This window comes from Martelella endophytica (genome assembly GCF_000960975.1).
Taxonomy (GTDB): domain Bacteria; phylum Pseudomonadota; class Alphaproteobacteria; order Rhizobiales; family Rhizobiaceae; genus Martelella; species Martelella endophytica.
Genome location: NZ_CP010803.1, coordinates 772,926 through 790,739 on the forward strand (window position 1 = coordinate 772,926; position 17,814 = coordinate 790,739).

The 17,814-nt window shown below is 61.7% G+C and carries 15 protein-coding genes; 6 read left to right on the plus strand and 9 right to left on the minus strand.

Annotation, left to right across the window (positions count from 1 at the left end):
- Nucleotides 1-25: 25 nt before the first annotated feature.
- From TM49_RS03565 to TM49_RS03590, 6 genes are all read right to left on the minus strand, one after another.
- Entirely contained in the window at nucleotides 26-1,882 is a 1,857-nt protein-coding gene (locus TM49_RS03565) for an FUSC family protein (RefSeq protein ID WP_052699700.1), read from the minus strand.
- Nucleotides 1,857-2,900 (minus strand): multidrug transporter subunit MdtN, encoded by a 1,044-nt coding sequence (gene mdtN, locus TM49_RS03570; RefSeq protein WP_045679564.1) that lies wholly within the window; start codon nucleotides 2,898-2,900, stop codon nucleotides 1,857-1,859. The genes TM49_RS03565 and mdtN overlap by 26 nt, the downstream gene beginning before the upstream one ends.
- A gap of 6 nt (nucleotides 2,901-2,906) precedes the next feature.
- A complete protein-coding gene (locus TM49_RS03575) occupies nucleotides 2,907-3,179 on the minus strand; it encodes a YtcA family lipoprotein (protein ID WP_045679565.1) in 273 nt (90 codons plus the stop codon).
- A gap of 134 nt (nucleotides 3,180-3,313) precedes the next feature.
- Complete coding sequence (locus TM49_RS03580) at nucleotides 3,314-4,138, minus strand: porin family protein (RefSeq protein ID WP_045679566.1); 825 nt, start codon at nucleotides 4,136-4,138, stop codon at nucleotides 3,314-3,316.
- 27 nt (nucleotides 4,139-4,165) lie between these two features.
- Entirely contained in the window at nucleotides 4,166-5,608 is a 1,443-nt protein-coding gene (locus tag TM49_RS03585) for a metal-dependent hydrolase family protein (protein WP_045679567.1), read from the minus strand.
- 158 nt (nucleotides 5,609-5,766) lie between these two features.
- Complete coding sequence (locus tag TM49_RS03590) at nucleotides 5,767-6,906, minus strand: alpha/beta hydrolase (RefSeq protein WP_045684710.1); 1,140 nt, start codon at nucleotides 6,904-6,906, stop codon at nucleotides 5,767-5,769.
- A gap of 209 nt (nucleotides 6,907-7,115) precedes the next feature.
- On the opposite strand from TM49_RS03590, the gene gad reads away from it, so the two are divergent.
- Nucleotides 7,116-8,510 (plus strand): glutamate decarboxylase, encoded by a 1,395-nt coding sequence (gad, locus tag TM49_RS03595; protein WP_045679568.1) that lies wholly within the window; start codon nucleotides 7,116-7,118, stop codon nucleotides 8,508-8,510.
- A gap of 71 nt (nucleotides 8,511-8,581) precedes the next feature.
- On the opposite strand, the gene TM49_RS03600 is transcribed toward gad, so the two are convergent.
- The 3 genes from TM49_RS03600 to aspT all read right to left on the minus strand — a co-directional run bounded on the left by TM49_RS03600 (nucleotide 8,582) and on the right by aspT (nucleotide 12,409).
- Nucleotides 8,582-9,676 carry a linear amide C-N hydrolase gene (locus TM49_RS03600; protein ID WP_045679569.1) on the minus strand — a complete coding sequence of 365 codons (1,095 nt, stop codon included), beginning with the start codon at nucleotides 9,674-9,676 and terminating at the stop codon, nucleotides 8,582-8,584.
- A 68-nt stretch (nucleotides 9,677-9,744) separates the two neighbouring features.
- A complete protein-coding gene (locus TM49_RS03605; protein ID WP_045679570.1) occupies nucleotides 9,745-10,584 on the minus strand; it encodes a hypothetical protein in 840 nt (279 codons plus the stop codon).
- A 136-nt stretch (nucleotides 10,585-10,720) separates the two neighbouring features.
- Nucleotides 10,721-12,409 (minus strand): aspartate-alanine antiporter, encoded by a 1,689-nt coding sequence (aspT, locus tag TM49_RS03610; protein WP_045684712.1) that lies wholly within the window; start codon nucleotides 12,407-12,409, stop codon nucleotides 10,721-10,723.
- Between the two features lie 431 nt (nucleotides 12,410-12,840).
- Between aspT and TM49_RS03615 the strand changes: the two genes are divergently transcribed.
- The 5 genes from TM49_RS03615 to TM49_RS03635 all read left to right on the plus strand — a co-directional run bounded on the left by TM49_RS03615 (nucleotide 12,841) and on the right by TM49_RS03635 (nucleotide 17,813).
- A complete protein-coding gene (locus tag TM49_RS03615; protein WP_045684713.1) occupies nucleotides 12,841-14,094 on the plus strand; it encodes a flavin-containing monooxygenase in 1,254 nt (417 codons plus the stop codon).
- 104 nt (nucleotides 14,095-14,198) lie between these two features.
- A complete protein-coding gene (locus TM49_RS03620; protein WP_244464787.1) occupies nucleotides 14,199-14,645 on the plus strand; it encodes a type II 3-dehydroquinate dehydratase in 447 nt (148 codons plus the stop codon).
- Complete coding sequence (locus TM49_RS03625; protein ID WP_045679572.1) at nucleotides 14,642-15,577, plus strand: 2-hydroxyacid dehydrogenase; 936 nt, start codon at nucleotides 14,642-14,644, stop codon at nucleotides 15,575-15,577. The genes TM49_RS03620 and TM49_RS03625 overlap by 4 nt, the downstream gene beginning before the upstream one ends.
- Nucleotides 15,578-15,855: 278 nt before the next feature.
- On the plus strand, nucleotides 15,856-16,881 hold the full coding sequence (locus tag TM49_RS03630) for an ABC transporter substrate-binding protein (RefSeq protein ID WP_045679573.1): 1,026 nt from the start codon (nucleotides 15,856-15,858) through the stop codon (nucleotides 16,879-16,881).
- A gap of 80 nt (nucleotides 16,882-16,961) precedes the next feature.
- Entirely contained in the window at nucleotides 16,962-17,813 is an 852-nt protein-coding gene (locus TM49_RS03635; protein ID WP_045679574.1) for an ABC transporter permease, read from the plus strand.
- Nucleotide 17,814 lies beyond the last annotated feature (1 nt).

Below are 17,814 nucleotides of genomic sequence, written 5' to 3' on the forward strand. Positions count from 1 at the left end.
CCCACTGTCCTGCGGTTCGCGAAATTCACCCCGTCACCCCCGGTTCCTGCGTTCCGGTCAAATCAGTTTCCGTGTCTTCCGACAAGTCTTGTCGCGAAATTCGGCTCTCCAGTGTGGCAATGTCGGCCTCGGCGCGCGCGTCGACTTCGGGCCGGAACATCAGGTCCAGCGCCCTTTCGTTGAGCTGGTCGGCCAGCACCAGCGCCCGGCTGCGTTCCTCGCGTGGCCAGCGCATCGAATGCGGCTCATAGCTCGCCATGTCGATGGCTTCGCGGACGGATCCGAGGTTCTGTTCGATCAGCGCGACATAACCGAGCGAGGCGCGCCGTTCGGCAAAGGGCGTGGCGGCGAGTTTGCGCACCCGCGCCACTGCCTCGCCAAGCCCATCGCGCACCGCCTGAGAAACGCTGACCGGCCAGATCAGCGTGAAGACGAGATAGACCACGGTGTTGCCGAGCAGGATGCCAATGATGCGATCGCTGGCAGACGACAGGTCGGTGCCCGGGCTGAAGCCCTGGATGACGGTCAGGAGGAAGGCGAGCGCGATCTGCACCCCGCCATAGGAAATCCGCTCGCTGCCGGTCGAGACCCAGGCAGAAAGCGCAACGACGACGAAGATCAGCGCCGCAAGGGCACCAACCGATTCCATCTGCGGAATGAGGTAGAGGATCGTCACAAGCCCGATGAAGGCGCCGATGAGACAGCCGGTGATGCGCAGCACCAGCTTGTGCACCGTCTCGCCCGTCGTGCCGAGTGCGGCGACATAACAGGTGATCATCGCTGTATGGATGCCGGACCAGTCGGCGGCGGTGTAGATGAAGTAGCAGGTGACGGCGGCAAGCGTGGTCTTCAGCGCGAACTGCAGATGAACGGGATTGGTGAAGGCATCCGGCGCGACGAAGGCATCGTCAAGCGGAAGGCCCTTTTCCAGCGGCGCTTCGCCGACGAGATCTTGAAGCGTGTCCGCGACATGCGAAAGCCGCTTGTCCTCGATGTCGGGCAGTGTGGGCCTTTCGTCCTCGAATATCTTGCGCGTAAAAACGATATCCGCGGCCCGGCGGCAGGCGGCGGCAAGCGCTCCGCGTTCGGCTTCGTCGGTATCAGCACCGACACCGGAAGCGGCAAGCAGCAGCCGGTAGCTTTGGGCCTGGGACTTCGAAAGAAAGGCGTTGGTGCGGCCGTTGACCAAGTGGAACATGCCGGTCGTCTTCAAGAGGTTGTCCGCGTTCGCGGTGCCTTCGCCGATGGTCTCGGTCAGCTTCTCGCGCAGGCCTTCGCCCGGCTTTTCCAGCCAGTCGGCGGCAAGGTTCAGCCGGTCGGCGATCTCCTGGCGCAGCAGCTTCTGCGGGGGAATACCGAACAACAGGTTATAGACCGCCATCACCGCCATCGGCACGAACACCATCGCCCAGGCATAGAGCACGGCGCGCGTTGCGATCTCGCCGATCGGGATGGAGCCGAGCAGCGTCATCACGAAGGAAATCACCAGCGCGACGATGCCGGCCTGCTCGCCGAGCTTGGTGGCCGAATCGACATAGAGGAAGATGAAGGAGGTGATGACGATCGCCGCGATCTGGGCTGCCGGATAGTCGATCGTCAGGTTGATGAGGCCGATCAGCAGGAAGACGACGAAGGTGACGGCAAGGATCAGGCCGACGCCGGTCAGCACATTGTCGGCCGCGCTCGGCTTGGCCATGAAGATCACCAGATAGCAGCCGATCGCCGCTTCCGGGAAATGGTACATCATCGAGATGACGCAGGAGATGGCGCAGATGATGCCGATCGAGACCGACTGCGTGAACCGTCCCGGAAACGGCTTCAGGTCGTCGATCAGGCGCAGCGACCTGCGCCCGAGATCACTCGTCTGTGCAGGATTGGCCATGCTCTACCACGCTGGAGGCGGAGGCGCCGACGCGCATCAGATCCGGCGGCGGATCATCGAGTGCTATGCGGACCGGGAACCGCTGGGCGATACGCACCCAGTCGAGTTCCTTCGGAACATAGGGAAGGCTGCGGGGTATATTGATCGCGCCTTCGGTCGTGACACCCCAGCCGATACCCTGGACGTGGCCCCTGATCGGCACGGACCTGTCCGACATCACATAGACGGTGGCACAGGTGCCGACCTTGATGTCGCCGATTTCACCCTCGCGATAAAGTGCGGTGGCAAACCAGTGTTCGGTGTTGACCAGCGTGAAGACACTTTCGCCCGTCACGATGAACTGTCCGCTTGATGTGCCAAGGCCGACGACCCGGCCGTCATGCGGCGCGAAGACCTTGGTATTGGCAAGGTTTCGCTCGGCGATGGCGAGCGCGGCGCGCCGGCTTTCGATCAGCGCCAGCGAGGCATCCGGCGAGGAGACGAGCGATCTGGCCGCCGTGCTCTGCTGCTCGGCCTGCTGCAACGAGACTTCGGCGTCACGCTTGGCGGTGCGGGCGTCCTGGACCTGCTGGTCGGTAACATAGCCCTTCGGCTGCAGGGGCAGCAGTCTTTCAAGCGTTTCGGTGGCAAGCTCGAGGTTGACCTTGGCCCGGTCGATCTGCTGGTCGGCGATGACGGCATTCGCCTCTTCGGCGGCGATGCTGCGCTTCTGGGCCTCATAGGCCGCTTCCGCCGCCTTCAGATCGCCCTCGGCCATCTGCACCTGAAGCCGGTAGGTCTCGTCTTCAAGCGTGAACAGAAGCTCGCCTTTCGACACCTTGTCGTTCTCGGCGACGAATATCTCGGAAACCCTGCCCGGCACGGTGGCGGAGATATTGGTGATGGGTGCCGTCAGCGTCGCGTCCTGCGACAGGATGTTTCTGTGAGACCGGGTCATGTGCTCGTAGCCGAGCCAGGCCGTCGCCGCGATCAGCACGACGGGCACGAGGATGAGAAGCTTGGCCTTGTTGGAAAGCATCGCCTGCTACCTCCCGAACACGAAAAGAGAGGTGGCGAGGCCGATGCAGATGGCGAGAAGCAGGTACACCAGCACCCTCAGCGGCATGACATCATCGAGCCCGGTCCGGATCAGCACCAGCCGGATGATGACGGTGGAGATGATACCGATCAGCGTCGATGCGATCCAGGACGGGAAGTAGGCGCCGTAAAGTGCAAATTCCGGGCCCTTGCTCGCAGAAGCGCAGCCATTCAGCGCAAGTGCCGCTGCAAGGAAACTGATGACACGGAATTGAGCCACGCCTGAATACTCTTCATTTCACTACCTGGTCCTGCCGCCTGCAAAAGCGGTTCAGAACATTTCCGTTACCGGAGAGCGACATGTCAACACGGGTGGCACGATAATACCACCCTTTCGTCCACAATCAGCCGCCTTCAGAACCGGAACATCACGCCGGCGACGGGACCTTGCAGGACGGTGTCGAAGACATTGCCGTCATGATCATAGTCGATCGACTGGTATTTATAGCCGACGGAGAGCGAGGTGCGCGGGGTGAAGTCATAGCGGAAGGCCGCAAGCGCCATCCACGAAATATCCGATCCCGCGGAAAAGCCGCCAACATCCGCCTGCCCGATAATGCCCATCTTCTCGTTGAACTTGTACTGGGCGAGGAAGCCGAATGCGGGGTCGACCCAGCCGAAATCCGTCTTGGCGCCATAGTTCGCACCATAGGTCGGTGCGCTCACATGGATATCGGTCCAGACATGATAGATGCGCACGCCGCCCAGGAAATCCATCTTGAACCGGTCCGTATCGGCAAGGCGAACCGAACCGAAAAGCGCGGTGTTGAAGAGCTTGCTGCCGACATCGACATCGATGTTGTCGACGACCCCGAAACCCGGAATGTTGACCGGACCCGTCGCTTCCTGATCGCTCAGATCGACATACATGATATCGGCATAGGCGCCGAAGCTGCCATTGGTTGCCCAGAGGTTGATGAAGCCAGCGAAATTGAGCTGCTCCAGAACGTCCGAGAAGCTCTGATGCAGTTCGACGGTCGACGCGCCGGTATAGGGCGTGACATGCCCGGTCATGCCGGTCGCCCAGAGATAGGGCGTGACGACGAAGGTCCAGTCCGAGGTCGGCGCGGCCACCGGCGTGACGACGGGTGCTGCGGACAGATCGGCCGCCGAAGCTGTGCCGGAGAGAAGGCTGACGGCGAAAGAGACGCCGAGAATGCTGCGAAAGGCGATATTCATTGCTTGTTGCCCTTGTCCGGTTCGATGCTAAAGCGTGTTCTTGAAGAAACGGCCATCCTTCATGATGATGGCCATGTTTTCGGGGTTTGCAACCAGAGAAATATCCTCGAGCGGATTGCCATCAATCAGAAGCAGGTCGGCGAGCGCATCGGGCTCGATGACACCGATCTTGCCGGGATAGGGATTGCGCTCGCCGGAAAGCGCCATCAGTTCGCCGCTGCGGCCCGTTGCCATGCGCAGGACGTCGACATTGGAGAACCAGTCGGAAAGCAGCGCCAGCTGCCGGCCCTGCGTCTCTGTGCCCGGCGGGTTGAACAGCACATCCGTGCCCCAGACGAACTTTTCCAGGCCGAATTTCTGCGCCCATTCGAAGCAGCGCACCGTGCCCCTGGCAATTTCCTGCTGTTCGCGCCGCTGCTGCTCTGTCCCCTTGGGATTGGCATATTCACCGCCGAGGAAGGGCTGGATACTCCACCAGATCCCCTGGTCGGCCATCATCCGCACCGTTTCCTCATCGGCAAGCTGGCCATGTTCGATGCAGTGGACACCGTTGTCGATCGAGCGCCTGATGCCCTTGGCGGTATAGACGTGGGTGCAGACATAGGTGCCCCAGTCTTCCGCCGCCTGCACCGCGGCACGGATTTCTTCCGGCAGGAATTGCAGGCTCGGCACCGGATCGTAGCTTGAGGAAACGCCGCCGCCGGTCATGATCTTGATCTGGCTGGCGCCGAGTAGAAGCTGCTCGCGCACCCGGTTCAGAACCTGCGGCACGCCGTTGGCGATGGAGGAGATGCCGGCCTGCTCGGCATGGCTGAGGTTGGACTGATCGGAGGCCGGGATCTCGTAGACCATGCGGAAATCGCCGTGGCCGGAGGTTTGCGAGATCATCGCGCCGGAGGGGTAGATGCGCGGGCCGACGGCCTTGCCTTCATCGATCGCGCGCTTCAGCGGAAAGGATGGCCCGCCAACGTCGCGAATGGTGGTAAAGCCGCGCATCAGCGTCTTCTGCGCTTCATTGGCGGCGACCAGATGGACATAGGGCACGGCCGCGGTCATCGCCACCTGCATCGGGATCGCGCAAAGCAGCGCATGCCAGTGGCTGTCGATCAGGCCCGGCATCAGCACCCTTCCGCCGCAGTCGACCGTCGTCACATCGTCGACCGTTTCGGACGTCGGGACCAGCGCCGCGATCCGGTTGTCGCGGATGAGGACGTTGCGGCCTTCGATCAGATCGGCCGAATGACCGTCGAAGACGCGGACATTGGTGAAGAGCGTCGCTTCGGGGACTGTCTGGGCAAGGGCGGGAAAGGCCGAAACCGCATTGGCGGCGATGCCTGCCGCCACGCCCTTGAGGATCGACCGGCGGCTGAAGCCATCGGCAAGGCGCGCATTCAGCCGCGCGAAATCGGGTGTGTGGCAGAGGCATCCCGCCCCGTGAACAAGATGCTGGTATTTCGTGCCCGCGCGCATGCTTCCCCCATGGTATGCCATCCCTCGCCCGATGATGACCCGGCGCCGCTGGCAAATCTCCGCCCGCCGCGCCGCGAAGGCTCATCGTTCAGGGAAACCCTACGAAGCTTCGCCCCTTGAATGCAAGTAAAGCCTTGATGAAAAAGCAATGTGCCTTGCTAATCGCCGGCCAGCGCATCGCCCGCCAGATCAAACGGCGCCGAAAGCGTGTTGCCGACGGCATCGAAGATCAGTGCGCCCGCCTGTCGCAGCGGGCTGGACATGTCGTTGGTATCCTCGAGCTCGGGATAGATCGCGGCGAGATCGGCATAGCGGCTGTGGTTCAGCGGATCGCTTGAGGAGACGGAGGAGATGTCGAGCAGCAGTACGTGCTCCTCGCGCGCCTTGGCAACCACATCCGGATCGGTGATATCGAGCTGACCCGCACGCTGATGGTTGCCCTGGAGCAGCCGGGAAGCGGCAAGCGCGCGGTCGTCGGCCGAGACCATCACCAGCAGGGGCGGGTCGAGCGGGCCGATGACGTCAAGCTGGGCGTTGAAGACATCCTCGTCGATGTCGGGCGCCGCAAGAATGACATTGAGTTTCCTGAGCGCTGGCCGATCGCCTTCCAGCGCGAGCTGGCGCAGCGCCTCCATCGAAAGCCATCCGCCCATGGAATGGCCGAAGAGCATCACCGAGCGAACCTTTGAAAGGCTGGTCAATTGCTCGAGCACATCTGTCAGGCCGTCGCGCGAGAAGGTCGCCGATTCCCGGTCGGTGGCGTAATCCAGAAGCCGCGCCTGCGAAGGCCAGGAGAAGAACACCGGCACGCCGGTAATTTCGGAATCGGCCGAAAGCTGAGCGAGCCTGAAAAGCCCCTCCTGAAAGCTGACATTGAAACCATGCACGAACAGCGCAATCCGGCCGCTGTCGCTGGCGTCCGCATTCACCGCCTTGTCGAAGGCCTGCTTCGACAGGACCACATGCCGGACGACGGTAAACTTCGTGTCGGGGTGGGGCCTGGCGGAATAGGGCCACTCGATCTCGCCGGACACATGGTTTGGCGGAATGGAGATGGTGAAAGCTGCGTAGCTCAGGTTTTCGGCCCGATCATTGGTGAAGCCCTCATGCGCCACCTCGGCGGCCTCGCGCGATGTCGCGACATAGATGGTGACGGTGCGACGCCCTTCGGACCCATCCGGATAGGAGCGCAGCACCTCCGGACCCGGCCTCGTCCCGCAACCGGCCAGCGTTATCAGCATCACAAGCAGAAAAGACAGCTGACATAGTGCTGCGATGACGCGGCCGCTTGCTGTCATGACGGTGATTTCGAAAGGGGGCTCGCGCAACATACCTTGGGACACAAACTGTTATGAACTGATGAGGCCGACCGACCTTACTGTCTTGCCATCAAATTCTTAGGGGTGGGCAAGGCGGAAAGCAAGCCGCCAGCCAGCACTGTCTTGACCGTGTTATGAGGCCCCGATAACTGTTGGGTATCGGGAACATCTGCCAGGGGAGACGAAAATTGGACAGGAAAACCGCAGCCGAAGCCTTGTTCGATCCGAACGACGAGACTTACGGGACAGCCGATCTTTCAGCAATCCTGCCGAAATCGAAGTTCCCGGATGCCGAGCGGGCACCGCGACTTGCCTATGCCGCCATTCACGATGAGCTTCTGCTCGACGGCAATGCCCGCCAGAATCTCGCGACCTTCTGCCAGACCTGGGAAGAGCCGGAAGTCCATCAACTGATGGACGACTGCATCGACAAGAACATGATCGACAAGGATGAATATCCGCAGACCGCCGAGATCGAGGCGCGCTGCATTCGAATGCTTGCCGATCTATGGAATGCGCCGCAAGGCCCAGCCACTGGAACCTCGACCACCGGCTCGTCTGAGGCGGCCATGCTCGGTGGCCTGGCCATGAAGCGTCGCTGGGAGACCAAGCGCAAGGCCGAGGGCAAGCCGATCGACAAGCCCAACCTGATCACCGGTCCGGTACAGGTCTGCTGGCACAAGTTCACCCGCTACTGGGATATCGAGCATCGCGAAATCCCGATGGAGGACGGCCGGCTGCTGATGACGCCGGAAGAGGTGCTGAAGCTTTGCGATGAGAACACGATCGGCGTCGTGCCGACGCTTGGCGTGACCTTCACCGGCGAATACGAGCCGGTCAGGGCGGTCTCCGATGCGCTCGACGACCTTCAGGCTCGTACCGGCCTCGATATCCCGATCCATGTCGATGGCGCCAGCGGCGGCTTTCTGGCGCCCTTCTGCGCACCGGACCTCGAATGGGACTTCCGCCTGCCGCGGGTGAAGTCGATCAATGCGTCCGGCCACAAGTTCGGCCTGTCGCCGCTCGGTGTCGGCTGGGTGCTGTGGCGTGAGGAGCAGGACCTGCCGGAACAGATGATCTTCTGGGTCAATTATCTCGGCGGCAACATGCGCGATATCGCGCTCAACTTCTCCCGTCCCGGCGGGCAGGTTGTCTGCCAGTACTACAACTTCCTGCGCCTCGGCCGCGATGGCTATCGCAAGGTGCACGAGGCCTGCTATCGCAGCGCCGCCTATCTGGCAGAGGCCCTGGAAAAAACCGGCCTCGTCGATATCGTCTTCGACGGCGATCCCGCACGCGGCATCCCGGCCGTCTCGTGGAAGCTGAAAGAAGGCCTTGCGACCAACTACACGCTGTTCGACCTCGCCGATCGCCTGCGGGCCCGCGGCTGGCAGGTGCCGGCCTATACGCTGCCGGCCAATTGCGAAAACCAGGCAATTCAGCGCATTCTGGTGCGCAATGGTGTGTCGATCGATCTCTGCTCGCTGTTGATCGACGACATGATGACCGCCGTCGAATATTTCCGCGCCCATCCGGTCAGCAAGCCCCTGACCGAAGACGAGGCTTCCGGCTTCCACCACTGAGCCTTTCACGCGACGACGAATAAAGGGGAGCCGTTTTGGCCCCCCTTTTGCATTTGTTCCGGTGCGCCGCGTCAGTGCGCCAGCATGATCGCCGTCGCGTTGCCTTCCGCCTGATCGAAGGCGGAAAGCGGGACGACGTGGATGCCGCCGGCTGCGGCAAGCTTGCCGAGATCCATGCTGACATAGCCGAGGCTGTCATAGGGCTTCAGGAACATCAGGCCGCGATCGAGGTCGGTGAGCGATGTCCATGAGGTGTATTCGGTGATGTAGTCCGGCTTCTTGACCTCGCCCTGGCCCGACAGCGCGGCGGCAGAGCTCGTCAGAGCGCTCGCCTTGGCGCTGGCGTAGCGCGAGGCGCCGCGCGGGCGATCAAACTTGTTCATCAGGTGCGACAACGCCAGGATCGCCTTGTCCGGCCCGTCGGCCTTTTCGGTGAAGTTGGCATAGTAGGCGGCGCGGACGAAGCGGCCGACGGCCGTATCGGAGGCTGGCAGCCCGGCCGTGGCGATGCCCGAATCCGGCTGAACGAATTCCTGCCCGAGAATGGTCGCCGCCGTTTGGTCGGTGTTGTCGAAGAAGGTGTAGTTGTTGAGATTGGTCAGATGCCAGTCGAAGCGCGGGCTGTTGGTCATCACCCCGATCGGATTGTCGAAGATGTGGCGCTCGCCATCGAAGAACTCGATCACGATCGAGGCGCCGCTGCGGTCATGCACGGTGTAGTGGAACGGCGGGATCGTGCCGCCAAGCGCTTCGAGCGGATCGACGATGACCGGCTGGTTCTCGAGCGCGGCCTTGACCTCGGCCACGGTTGAAAACTGGCCGAGGATCCAGGCGCCGAGGTCGATGGCGGAGAGAAGCGGCGCGTCTGCGGCAAACGTATCGTCAGGCCCGTGGGTATCGGCAAAGGCGAGCAGGCTGAAATCGAGACCGGCCTCGTTCATCCCTTCGCAGACCTTCAGATCCTTGATGCTGCCATTGGGCACCGCAACGCCGAGAATGTCGTATTTGCTCTGATATTCGAGCGCCGGATGTGCACCGACCTTGGACGCAAGCGGCGTGCCCTTGGGAATGAAGGCGGCGAGATAGGGAAGCTCCACGGGCAGCTCCATGGTTCGCCCGGCATAGACGGAGCCCTGAAGATCACGGTAGAGAAGGGATGTGCACATGTTCGACCTCAATTGACGGTTTTCGTTACCCCTTTGAAGGGTAGTTCAGACGGCGCATCTGATCTCGATCACGACGCGGCATGACGCGCCTCTCGCATGCTCAGCGCTGCGCCGATGAAGAAGCAGAGCGCGCCGAACCAGAGATTGGCGTTTGAAACGGTCATGATCCACGCGGCCTCCTTCCCTTCCGGCGTATAGGCTATTGTTGAAGCGATCATGAAGGCAATGCAACCGAGAAGGTTGATGGCGCCGATCCACCAGGAAACATCGCGGCGCGGCAGCGACAGATGCGCGTGCCCCACCTCGATATAAGCGAGATAGCCGGAGACCAGGAAGAGCACGGATCCCGCCATGCCCGGCCCCCAGATGACGATATCCTGCATGACCCAATCTGAAGGCGTGTGGATCGCATCGAAGGTGTTGAAGTTGAAGAAGATCGTGCCGATGAACTGGGTCGCGGCGCTGAGCCAGCCGGCATTCATCGGTTCCCAGCCGAAAAGGGCCGGACTGTCCCTGCCCTCGGCGCGCGCCGCCTCGGCATTGGCGGCCTGGAACAGTTGCATGTAGGCGGCGGTGGTGAAGGGAATGGAACCGGCAAAGAAGGTCACGTTGGTCGCCCAGGACGGCAGATGCGCCACCATCGCCGGATAGAGCGCCATGGCGCTGCCCGCCATGAACAGCGCCGAGCCCAACACGAAGATCAGCCCGGTCAGCCAGTTGTAGAGCGCCGTCTGCCAGAATGGGGCCGGAACATTCTCCAGGGCCCGGCGGTGTCGGAAAAGGCCCTTGCGGTGATCGCGCGAACGCCAGACCAGCGCCCGGCCGTCGCGGTGGAAGTAGCGGATGGTAACAAAGGGCCAGGGACCGGCATGCCTGGTTTCGGCACTGTCGTCGGTGGTGGGTTCCATCACGTCAATTCACTATCCAGCTGAAACCTGCGGGTGCAGTAAGTCCAAACGAGCAATTGAGCTGTAGAGGATCGCAGCCATCGCGTCCACCATTGTCCTTGGGGTAGATGCAACTGTAAAATCCTCCGGATTAGCTCTATCCGAGCAGCACGATCACGATACCGAACAGCGTCAGAACGGTGCTCGACGTGGCATATCCGACCGAATAGCCGATAGCTGGCACCTGGCTTTCTGCGCGATCGGTAATCATGCTGAGTGCGGCAGGCGCGGTGCGGGCGCCGGCGCAGCAACCGAGCACGATCGCATCATCGAAGCGGAACAGGTACTTGCCGATGTAGAGCGCCAGCACCATCGGCACGGCGGCGGCAACGACGCTCCATGCCAGAAACACCACGCCCAGCTCCTTCAGCGCTGCGATCAGCCCCGGCCCGGCGGTCAGGCCGACGACGGCGATGAACATGTTGAGGCCGATCGAACTCATGAACCATGTTGTCGCGCGCGGCACGCGACCGAAGGCCGGGCGTATCGATCTCAGCCATCCAAGCAGGAGGCCGACCAGCAATACGCCGCCGGCGGTCGAAAGCGTCAGCGGCACGTCGCCGACCTTCAGGGTCAGCGAGCCGATCAGCGCGCCGATCACGATGGCAGCGCCGATGAAGGCGATATCGGCGCGTTCTGTCTCGCGGTCGAGATAGCCGAACTTGCGGGCCACGGCATTGATATCGGCGATGCGGCCGACGACATGAACCACGTCCCCGCGATAAAGTCGCGTGTCGGAGAGGATCGGGATGGAAACCGACATCGCGCCGCGATGGATGGCGGTGACGAAAATTCCGCGTGTTTCGGGCAGGTCGGCGAGTTCGCCGAGCGTCTTCTTGTGAACGTGGGAAGCTGTGATCAGGACGTCGACACCTTCCACGGGCACCGTCAGAAGGTCCGCATCATCGACCTCGTGCAAGGTAGCGCCGACGATGTCGAGCAGCACGCCGCGCGCGCCGCCGATGGCCACCACGTCCCCGGGTTCCAGCACCATGTCCGCCGTGGCCTCGACAATCGTGCCGCCGCGACGAAACCGACCGATAAAGAGCCGGTGACCTTCGAAGACATGCTCGGCCTGAACCACGGTCAGCCCGGCGAGCGCCGAACTCTCGTCAACGCGGTAAGCCCTTGCCACATAATGGTGCCAGGCCGTAGCGGACCCGCCTTGCCCGTCACCGCCGCCGACCCGTTTGACATAGGCCCGGCAGGCAGCGGGCAGGTCGATTTTCAGCAGTTTCGGGCCTAAGATGCCGAGAAACACCACCGAGCCGAACGTGCCGATCACGTAGGATATCGAAAAGGCCGCCGGCATGATGTTGAGGCTTGTCGCCTTTTCCGCCGCGCTCATGGCGGTCTGGCCGATTGCGGTTTGCGAGAGCCCGAGCGCCGACGAAGTTGTCGTCGAGCCAGCATAAAGTCCGGCGGCGATGCCGATATCGTATCCGGCAAGCTTTGCTGCCGCATAGACGGAGCCCAGACCGAGGCCACAGACCAGCAGGGCAAACGATGCCTGCTGCAGGCCGCCGGAAAACAGCCCGCGCACGAATTGCGGACCGGCGCTGTAACCGACGGCGAAAAGATAGAACATGAAGAAGATGGCTTTGACATCCGGCGAAACGGTGATGCCGATCTGGCCGATCACGAGGGCAGCGAGCAGCGTCGCGGTGACCTCCCCCAGCGAAATACCCGCAATCGCGACCTTGCCCACCGTGTAACCGAACAGCAGGGCCAGAAACAGCGGGATTTCGATATTGTCGCGCAGAACACTCACAAACCAGTCAAGCATGTCGAACTGCAAACCTTCATTCCCCAAGTGACAGTGTCCCCAGTTCTGCCCTGTTTCGCGCGCGCAATAAAGGGTCGCGCCCACTTTTGCTGCTTGAGCGGGAAAATACCCGCCCACCAGGATCGCGACCTCTAGTCGGGGTGCCAGTGCGCTGCGACGTCGCCGCTCCAAGAGGAATTCGCGCGAGGCGATCAGGAAACCAGCGTGCCTTTTTGGACCGCGAAACCGTCTCAAACTTAGCATTCGTCACGATAGGAGGCTTTTCCTGTGCCTTGACTTGATAAATTCTACTTTCGCCTTCCGCTCCGCAGGCGCACTTTCCGGCGGTGAAATTCAACATTTGCTGCATCGCGGCTCCTACCCATATCTGCTCAGCCATTCATGTGTAGGTCCCGTCCGTTGCAGCCAGAAACCTCCAGGACAAGATGACGATGGCGATCGAACAAACCGATACTCTTATAGTTGGCGGAGGACAGTCGGGTATCGCCATGAGCGAACATCTGACGGCGGCGGGCGTCGATCATATCGTGGTCGAGCGCAGCCGTATTGCCGAGCGCTGGCGTTCCGAGCGGTGGGATTCGCTGGTGGCCAATGGTCCGGCCTGGCATGACCGCTTTCCCGGCCTTAAATTCGAGGACGTCTCGCCCGAGACCTTTCCGCCGAAAGAGCGCATGGCGCGCTATTTCGAGGACTACGCCAGGATGATCAAGGCGCCTATCCGCTGCGGCGTCGAGGTGAAGAGCGTTCGCCGGCTGGAGGGTCGCCCCGGCTTTCGCGTCGAAACCTCCGAAGGCGTGATCGAGGCGCAGCGGGTCGTTGCCGCCACCGGCCCGTTCCAGAAGCCTTCCTTCCCCGCCATCGTGCCTGAAGAGGCCGGCATCACCCAGATCCATTCCAGCACCTACCGCAACCCCGATCAGCTCCCCGAAGGGGCCGTGCTTGTGGTTGGCGGCGGCGCCTCCGGCTCGCAGATTGCGGAGGAACTGAACCGTGCAGGACGCAAGGTCTTCCTGTGTGTGGGCGAGCACTACCGTCCGCCGCGTTCCTATCGCGACCGCGACTATGTCTGGTGGCTGGGCGTTCTCGGCAAATGGGACGAGATCAAGATCGACTCCAGGAAGAAGCACGTGGCTTTCGCGGTCAGCGGCTACGATGGCGGCAAGACCATCGACTTCCGCCGTCTCGGCAATGCGGGCGTCACCATTCTCGGCAAGGCTGAACGCTACACCGACGGCGTCATGACCTTCAGCGATGATCTCGCCGCCAATATCGCCGAGGGCGACCGCGCCTATCTGGAAGTGCTGCAGGAGGCTGACGACTACGTCGCGGCCAATGGCATCGATCTCCCCGAAGAACCCGAAGCCTGGAAGATCGAACAGGATCCGGAATGCATCGCGAAACCGATCGAAAGCCTCGACCTTGCCAGGGAAGGAATCACGTCGATCGTCTGGGCAACGGGTTTCCGCTTCGATTTCAGCTGGCTGCAGGTTCCCGGCGCCTTCACGCCCGAGGGCATGCCGTTCCACAAACGCGGCATCTCGGCCCAGCCGGGGATCTACTTCCTCGGCCTGCCGGAACTGACCAACCGCGCATCTTCCTTTATCTATGGCTGCTGGTACGATGCCAAATATCTCGCCACCCATATCGGCGTGCAGCAGGCCTATGTGGCCTATGAAAAGGCCTGACATCCAACGTAACTGACACGCCCGCTGCCGGTCATTCGCGATGTCTATCGCAGATGACCCGTGGCGGGTTTCCCGTTTTCCGGACAGACAGAAGGACCGCTCCCTTGAAATCAGTGATGTTTCTCAACGGCCCGAATGCCAATCTCTACGGGCTGGACCCTTCGGGGACCTATGGCACGGACAGTTTCCCGCAGATCGAAGCGGCCTGCCTCGCGCGTGCGACCGAGCTCGGGATGGCCCTCGATTTCCGCCAGTCGAACCATGAAGGCGTGCTGGTCGACTGGATCCAGGAGGCAAGGCAGTCCTGCAGCGGGTTGCTGATTAACGCAGCCGGTCTCACCTATACCTCGGTGTCGATCCTCGATGCGCTTCTGGCGTTTCCGGGACCGATCATCGAATGCCATATGAGCAATATCTGGAAGCGCGAACCCTTCCGCCATCACTCCTATGTTTCGCGTGCGGCAACCGGCGTTGTTGCAGGACTTGGCCTCAGCGGTTATCTGCTTGGCCTTTCGGCGATGGCCGAGCTGATCGGGGACACTGAGGCATGACCGATACGCTGGTCTTTTACAGCAAGCCGGATCCATTCGAGCTCTGGCGCGACGCGCTTTCGCCGCTTCTCGGCGACAGCGTGCGGATCGAACGTGCGGATGAGGTGACAGATCCGGACACGGTGCGTTATGCGCTGGTCTGGATGCCGCCCGAGGGCTTCTTCGCACGCTTCCCCAATCTTGAACTCGTCATCAATCTCGGCGCGGGCGTCGACCGGCTGGTGGCGCGAAACGATCTGCCGGATGTGCCGGTCACCCGCCTTTCCGATCCTGAAATGGCGCGGATGATGGCTGGTTTCGTGCTTTTCTCGGTGCTGCGCCATAGCCGCGACATCCCGCATTTCGAGGCGGCACAGGTCAGGCGCGAATGGGCCTACCGCCATCCGCGGGCCGCCACCGAAATCTCGGTGGCCGTGCTTGGTCTCGGTGAACTCGGCGCGCTCGCTGCCACCGAAATCGCACGTCAGGGCTACCAGACCCATGGCTGGGCAACCGGGCCGAAGGATCTGCCCGGCGTGACGGTGCATCACGGTGACGAGGCGCTGGCGCCACTGCTTTCCATGGCCGATATTGTGGTCTGCATGCTGCCGCTGACGCCCGGCACGCGTGGCCGGCTCGATGCCGCTACCTTTGCGGCGATGAAGCCGGGGGCCGCCTTCGTCAACGTCTCTCGTGGCGAGGTTGTCGATGAAGCGGCGATGATTGCGGCGCTCGGTTCGGGCCATCTTTCCGGTGCGACGCTGGACGTCTTTGCCTCCGAGCCGCTTTCGCCCGAAAGCCCGCTCTGGACGCTGCCTGGCGTGCTGATCACGCCGCACCTTGCCTCTGTTGCGCTGCCGGCAAGTGCCGCACCGCAGATCGCGGCCAACATATTGGCAATCCGCAAGGGCCTGCCGCTTGCCAACAGCGTCTCGCGCGTGCGCGGATACTAGGCATTCGTCATTTTTATTTCGGCACTGCGAGACAGAGATTTTATAAAAAGATCAATCAATCCAATTCCTTGATTGACTGAATTGGTAAAATCTTCGCAGCGCGTCGAGAAATGCGATTTCTGTTTCCTGCGCAAGGTCGGCAAATTGAGAATTGCTAATTGCCAAGCGGATTTCATAGCGGATCACTCCCGTCCCTATGATGCAAAACAGCCGCATTAACGACAGGCCGCGCTGCGAAAAAATGCACGGCTCTTCTCAGACCAACAGGATATTCAGACATGAAACGACTGCTTCTTACCGCTACCGCCCTCACCCTGATGGCCCAGGTAGCCTCCGCCGAAACGCTGGTTGTATCCAGCTGGGGCGGCAGCTTTCGCGACCTGATCCAGGACACGATCGCCAAGAAATTCACCGAGGAAACCGGCGTTGACGTCGAGTTCATCACCGGCGGCACGATCGACCGCCTGAACCAGGCCAAGCTCAACAAGGACACGCCGGAAAGCGACGTCACCTTCACCACCTCGCATATCGGCTGGCTCTATCGCAATGACGGGCTGTTCGAGGACCTCGACATGTCGAAGATCCCGAATGCCGAGCACCTCGTCGAGCAGGCCAAGATCAGCCCTTCGCATATCGGCGCCTGGGCCTATGTCTACACCATCGGCTACCTGCCGGACATGGTCCCCGACGACATCGACTTCGACAGCTGGGAAGACCTGTGGTCGCCCGAGCTGAATGACATGATCGCCGCACCGGATTTCGATCCGTCCCATATCATTGCCGTTGCTTCCAAGCTGGAAGGCGTGGACATCGAGCACTGGGAAGAAGCCCAGCCCAAGCTCCTGGAGCTGAAGCCCAACTTCAAGGCCTTCTACACCAATGACGCCAACTCCCAGCAGCTGCTTTCGACCGGCGAGACCCCGGTTCAGATCCTGCTGTCGATGAACGCCTATCACATGATGGACCAGGGTCTGGACGTAAAGCTGGCGATCCCGAAGGAAGGCGCCGTTCTCGGTGTCGATACGATGGGCATCACCACCGGCACCGACAAGGAGGACCTCGCCTACAAGTTCATCAATGCGGCGCTCGACCCTGACGTTCAGGCCGAGATTGCGCGCATCAAGAAGGGCAGCCCGGTCGTGGACAATGCCAATCTCGACGAAGATCTGATCGGCCTTCCCGGCATCTTCACCACGCCCGAGGAATGGGCTACCCAGACCTTGGTCATCCCCAATGAACTGCGTGCCGAAAAGACCGCTGAATGGCGCCAGTGGTTTTCGGAAAACATGATCGCCGGTCAGTAATCGACCTTGCTTTCAAGGCCCCGGCGATCGTTGTCGCCGGGGCGCCCATCTTTCCAGTCGCCCAGAACTGACGCTGAAAAATGTCGAAACGCCCCTTTCTCGGCTGGTTTGCCACGCCTTCCTTCCTGATCGCTTTCGCGATCGTGGCGTCGTTCCTTGCCATCGTGCAATACAGCCTGCGCGCCTATATCCCCGGATCGCTCGATCCGGGCGGCTTCACGCTGGAGAACTTCACCACGCTGTGGAAGGCCGCCTATGGCCAGGCCTTCGTGACGACCGTGACGCTCTGCATCTGGACCGCGATCTTCACGCTTCTGGTCGGCTACCCGCTGGCCTATGCCATCGTGCGGGTCCGCTCCGCCGCACTGCGCAGCGCGATCCTGCTGATTTCGCTGACGCCGCTTTTCCTCGGCGAGATCGTGCGCACCTATTCCTGGATGATCGTGCTCGGCAATCGCGGCTTCCTGAATGTCGTGCTGATGCGGCTCGGGATCATCGACAGGCCGATCAGCTTCATGTTCACGGAACTTGGCGTGGTGATCGCGCTCGTCCATTTCACCCTGCCCATCGTGGTGGTGATGCTGGCCGCAGCCCTTTCGCATATCGACCGCAACTACGAACGCGCCGCCACCTCGCTCGGCGCCGGCCGCGTCCGCGTCTTCCTGACGGTGACCCTTCCGCTGTCCATCCCCGGCATCGTCGCGGCGACATCCACCGCTTTTGCCTGGACGTTTTCGGCGTTCGCCACCCCGCAGATGATTGGCGGCGGCAAGGTGCAGACGATCTCGACGCTGGTCTATCAGGTCGGCTTCGCCTCGTTCAATTTCCCGCTCGCCGCTTCGCTTTCGCTGGTCGGGCTGCTGTTTACCATCGCCGTTCTTTCCCTCTTCAACGCCGGCATGCGCCGGGTCGAAAAACTGGGAGCCCACTGAC

Excerpts from the sequence above, each read along its gene's own strand:
- TM49_RS03565 (WP_052699700.1), bottom strand. The coding sequence starts at position 1,882 with ATGGCCAATCCTGCACAGACGAGTGATCTCGGGCGCAGGTCGCTGCGC.
- mdtN (WP_045679564.1), bottom strand. The coding sequence starts at position 2,900 with ATGCTTTCCAACAAGGCCAAGCTTCTCATCCTCGTGCCCGTCGTGCTG.
- TM49_RS03580 (WP_045679566.1), bottom strand. The coding sequence starts at position 4,138 with ATGAATATCGCCTTTCGCAGCATTCTCGGCGTCTCTTTCGCCGTCAGC.
- TM49_RS03585 (WP_045679567.1), bottom strand. The coding sequence starts at position 5,608 with ATGCGCGCGGGCACGAAATACCAGCATCTTGTTCACGGGGCGGGATGC.
- TM49_RS03590 (WP_045684710.1), bottom strand. The coding sequence starts at position 6,906 with ATGACAGCAAGCGGCCGCGTCATCGCAGCACTATGTCAGCTGTCTTTT.
- TM49_RS03600 (WP_045679569.1), bottom strand. The coding sequence starts at position 9,676 with ATGTGCACATCCCTTCTCTACCGTGATCTTCAGGGCTCCGTCTATGCC.
- TM49_RS03605 (WP_045679570.1), bottom strand. The coding sequence starts at position 10,584 with ATGGAACCCACCACCGACGACAGTGCCGAAACCAGGCATGCCGGTCCC.
- aspT (WP_045684712.1), bottom strand. The coding sequence starts at position 12,409 with ATGCTTGACTGGTTTGTGAGTGTTCTGCGCGACAATATCGAAATCCCG.
- TM49_RS03615 (WP_045684713.1), top strand. The coding sequence starts at position 12,841 with ATGGCGATCGAACAAACCGATACTCTTATAGTTGGCGGAGGACAGTCG.
- TM49_RS03625 (WP_045679572.1), top strand. The coding sequence starts at position 14,642 with ATGACCGATACGCTGGTCTTTTACAGCAAGCCGGATCCATTCGAGCTC.
- TM49_RS03630 (WP_045679573.1), top strand. The coding sequence starts at position 15,856 with ATGAAACGACTGCTTCTTACCGCTACCGCCCTCACCCTGATGGCCCAG.
- TM49_RS03635 (WP_045679574.1), top strand. The coding sequence starts at position 16,962 with ATGTCGAAACGCCCCTTTCTCGGCTGGTTTGCCACGCCTTCCTTCCTG.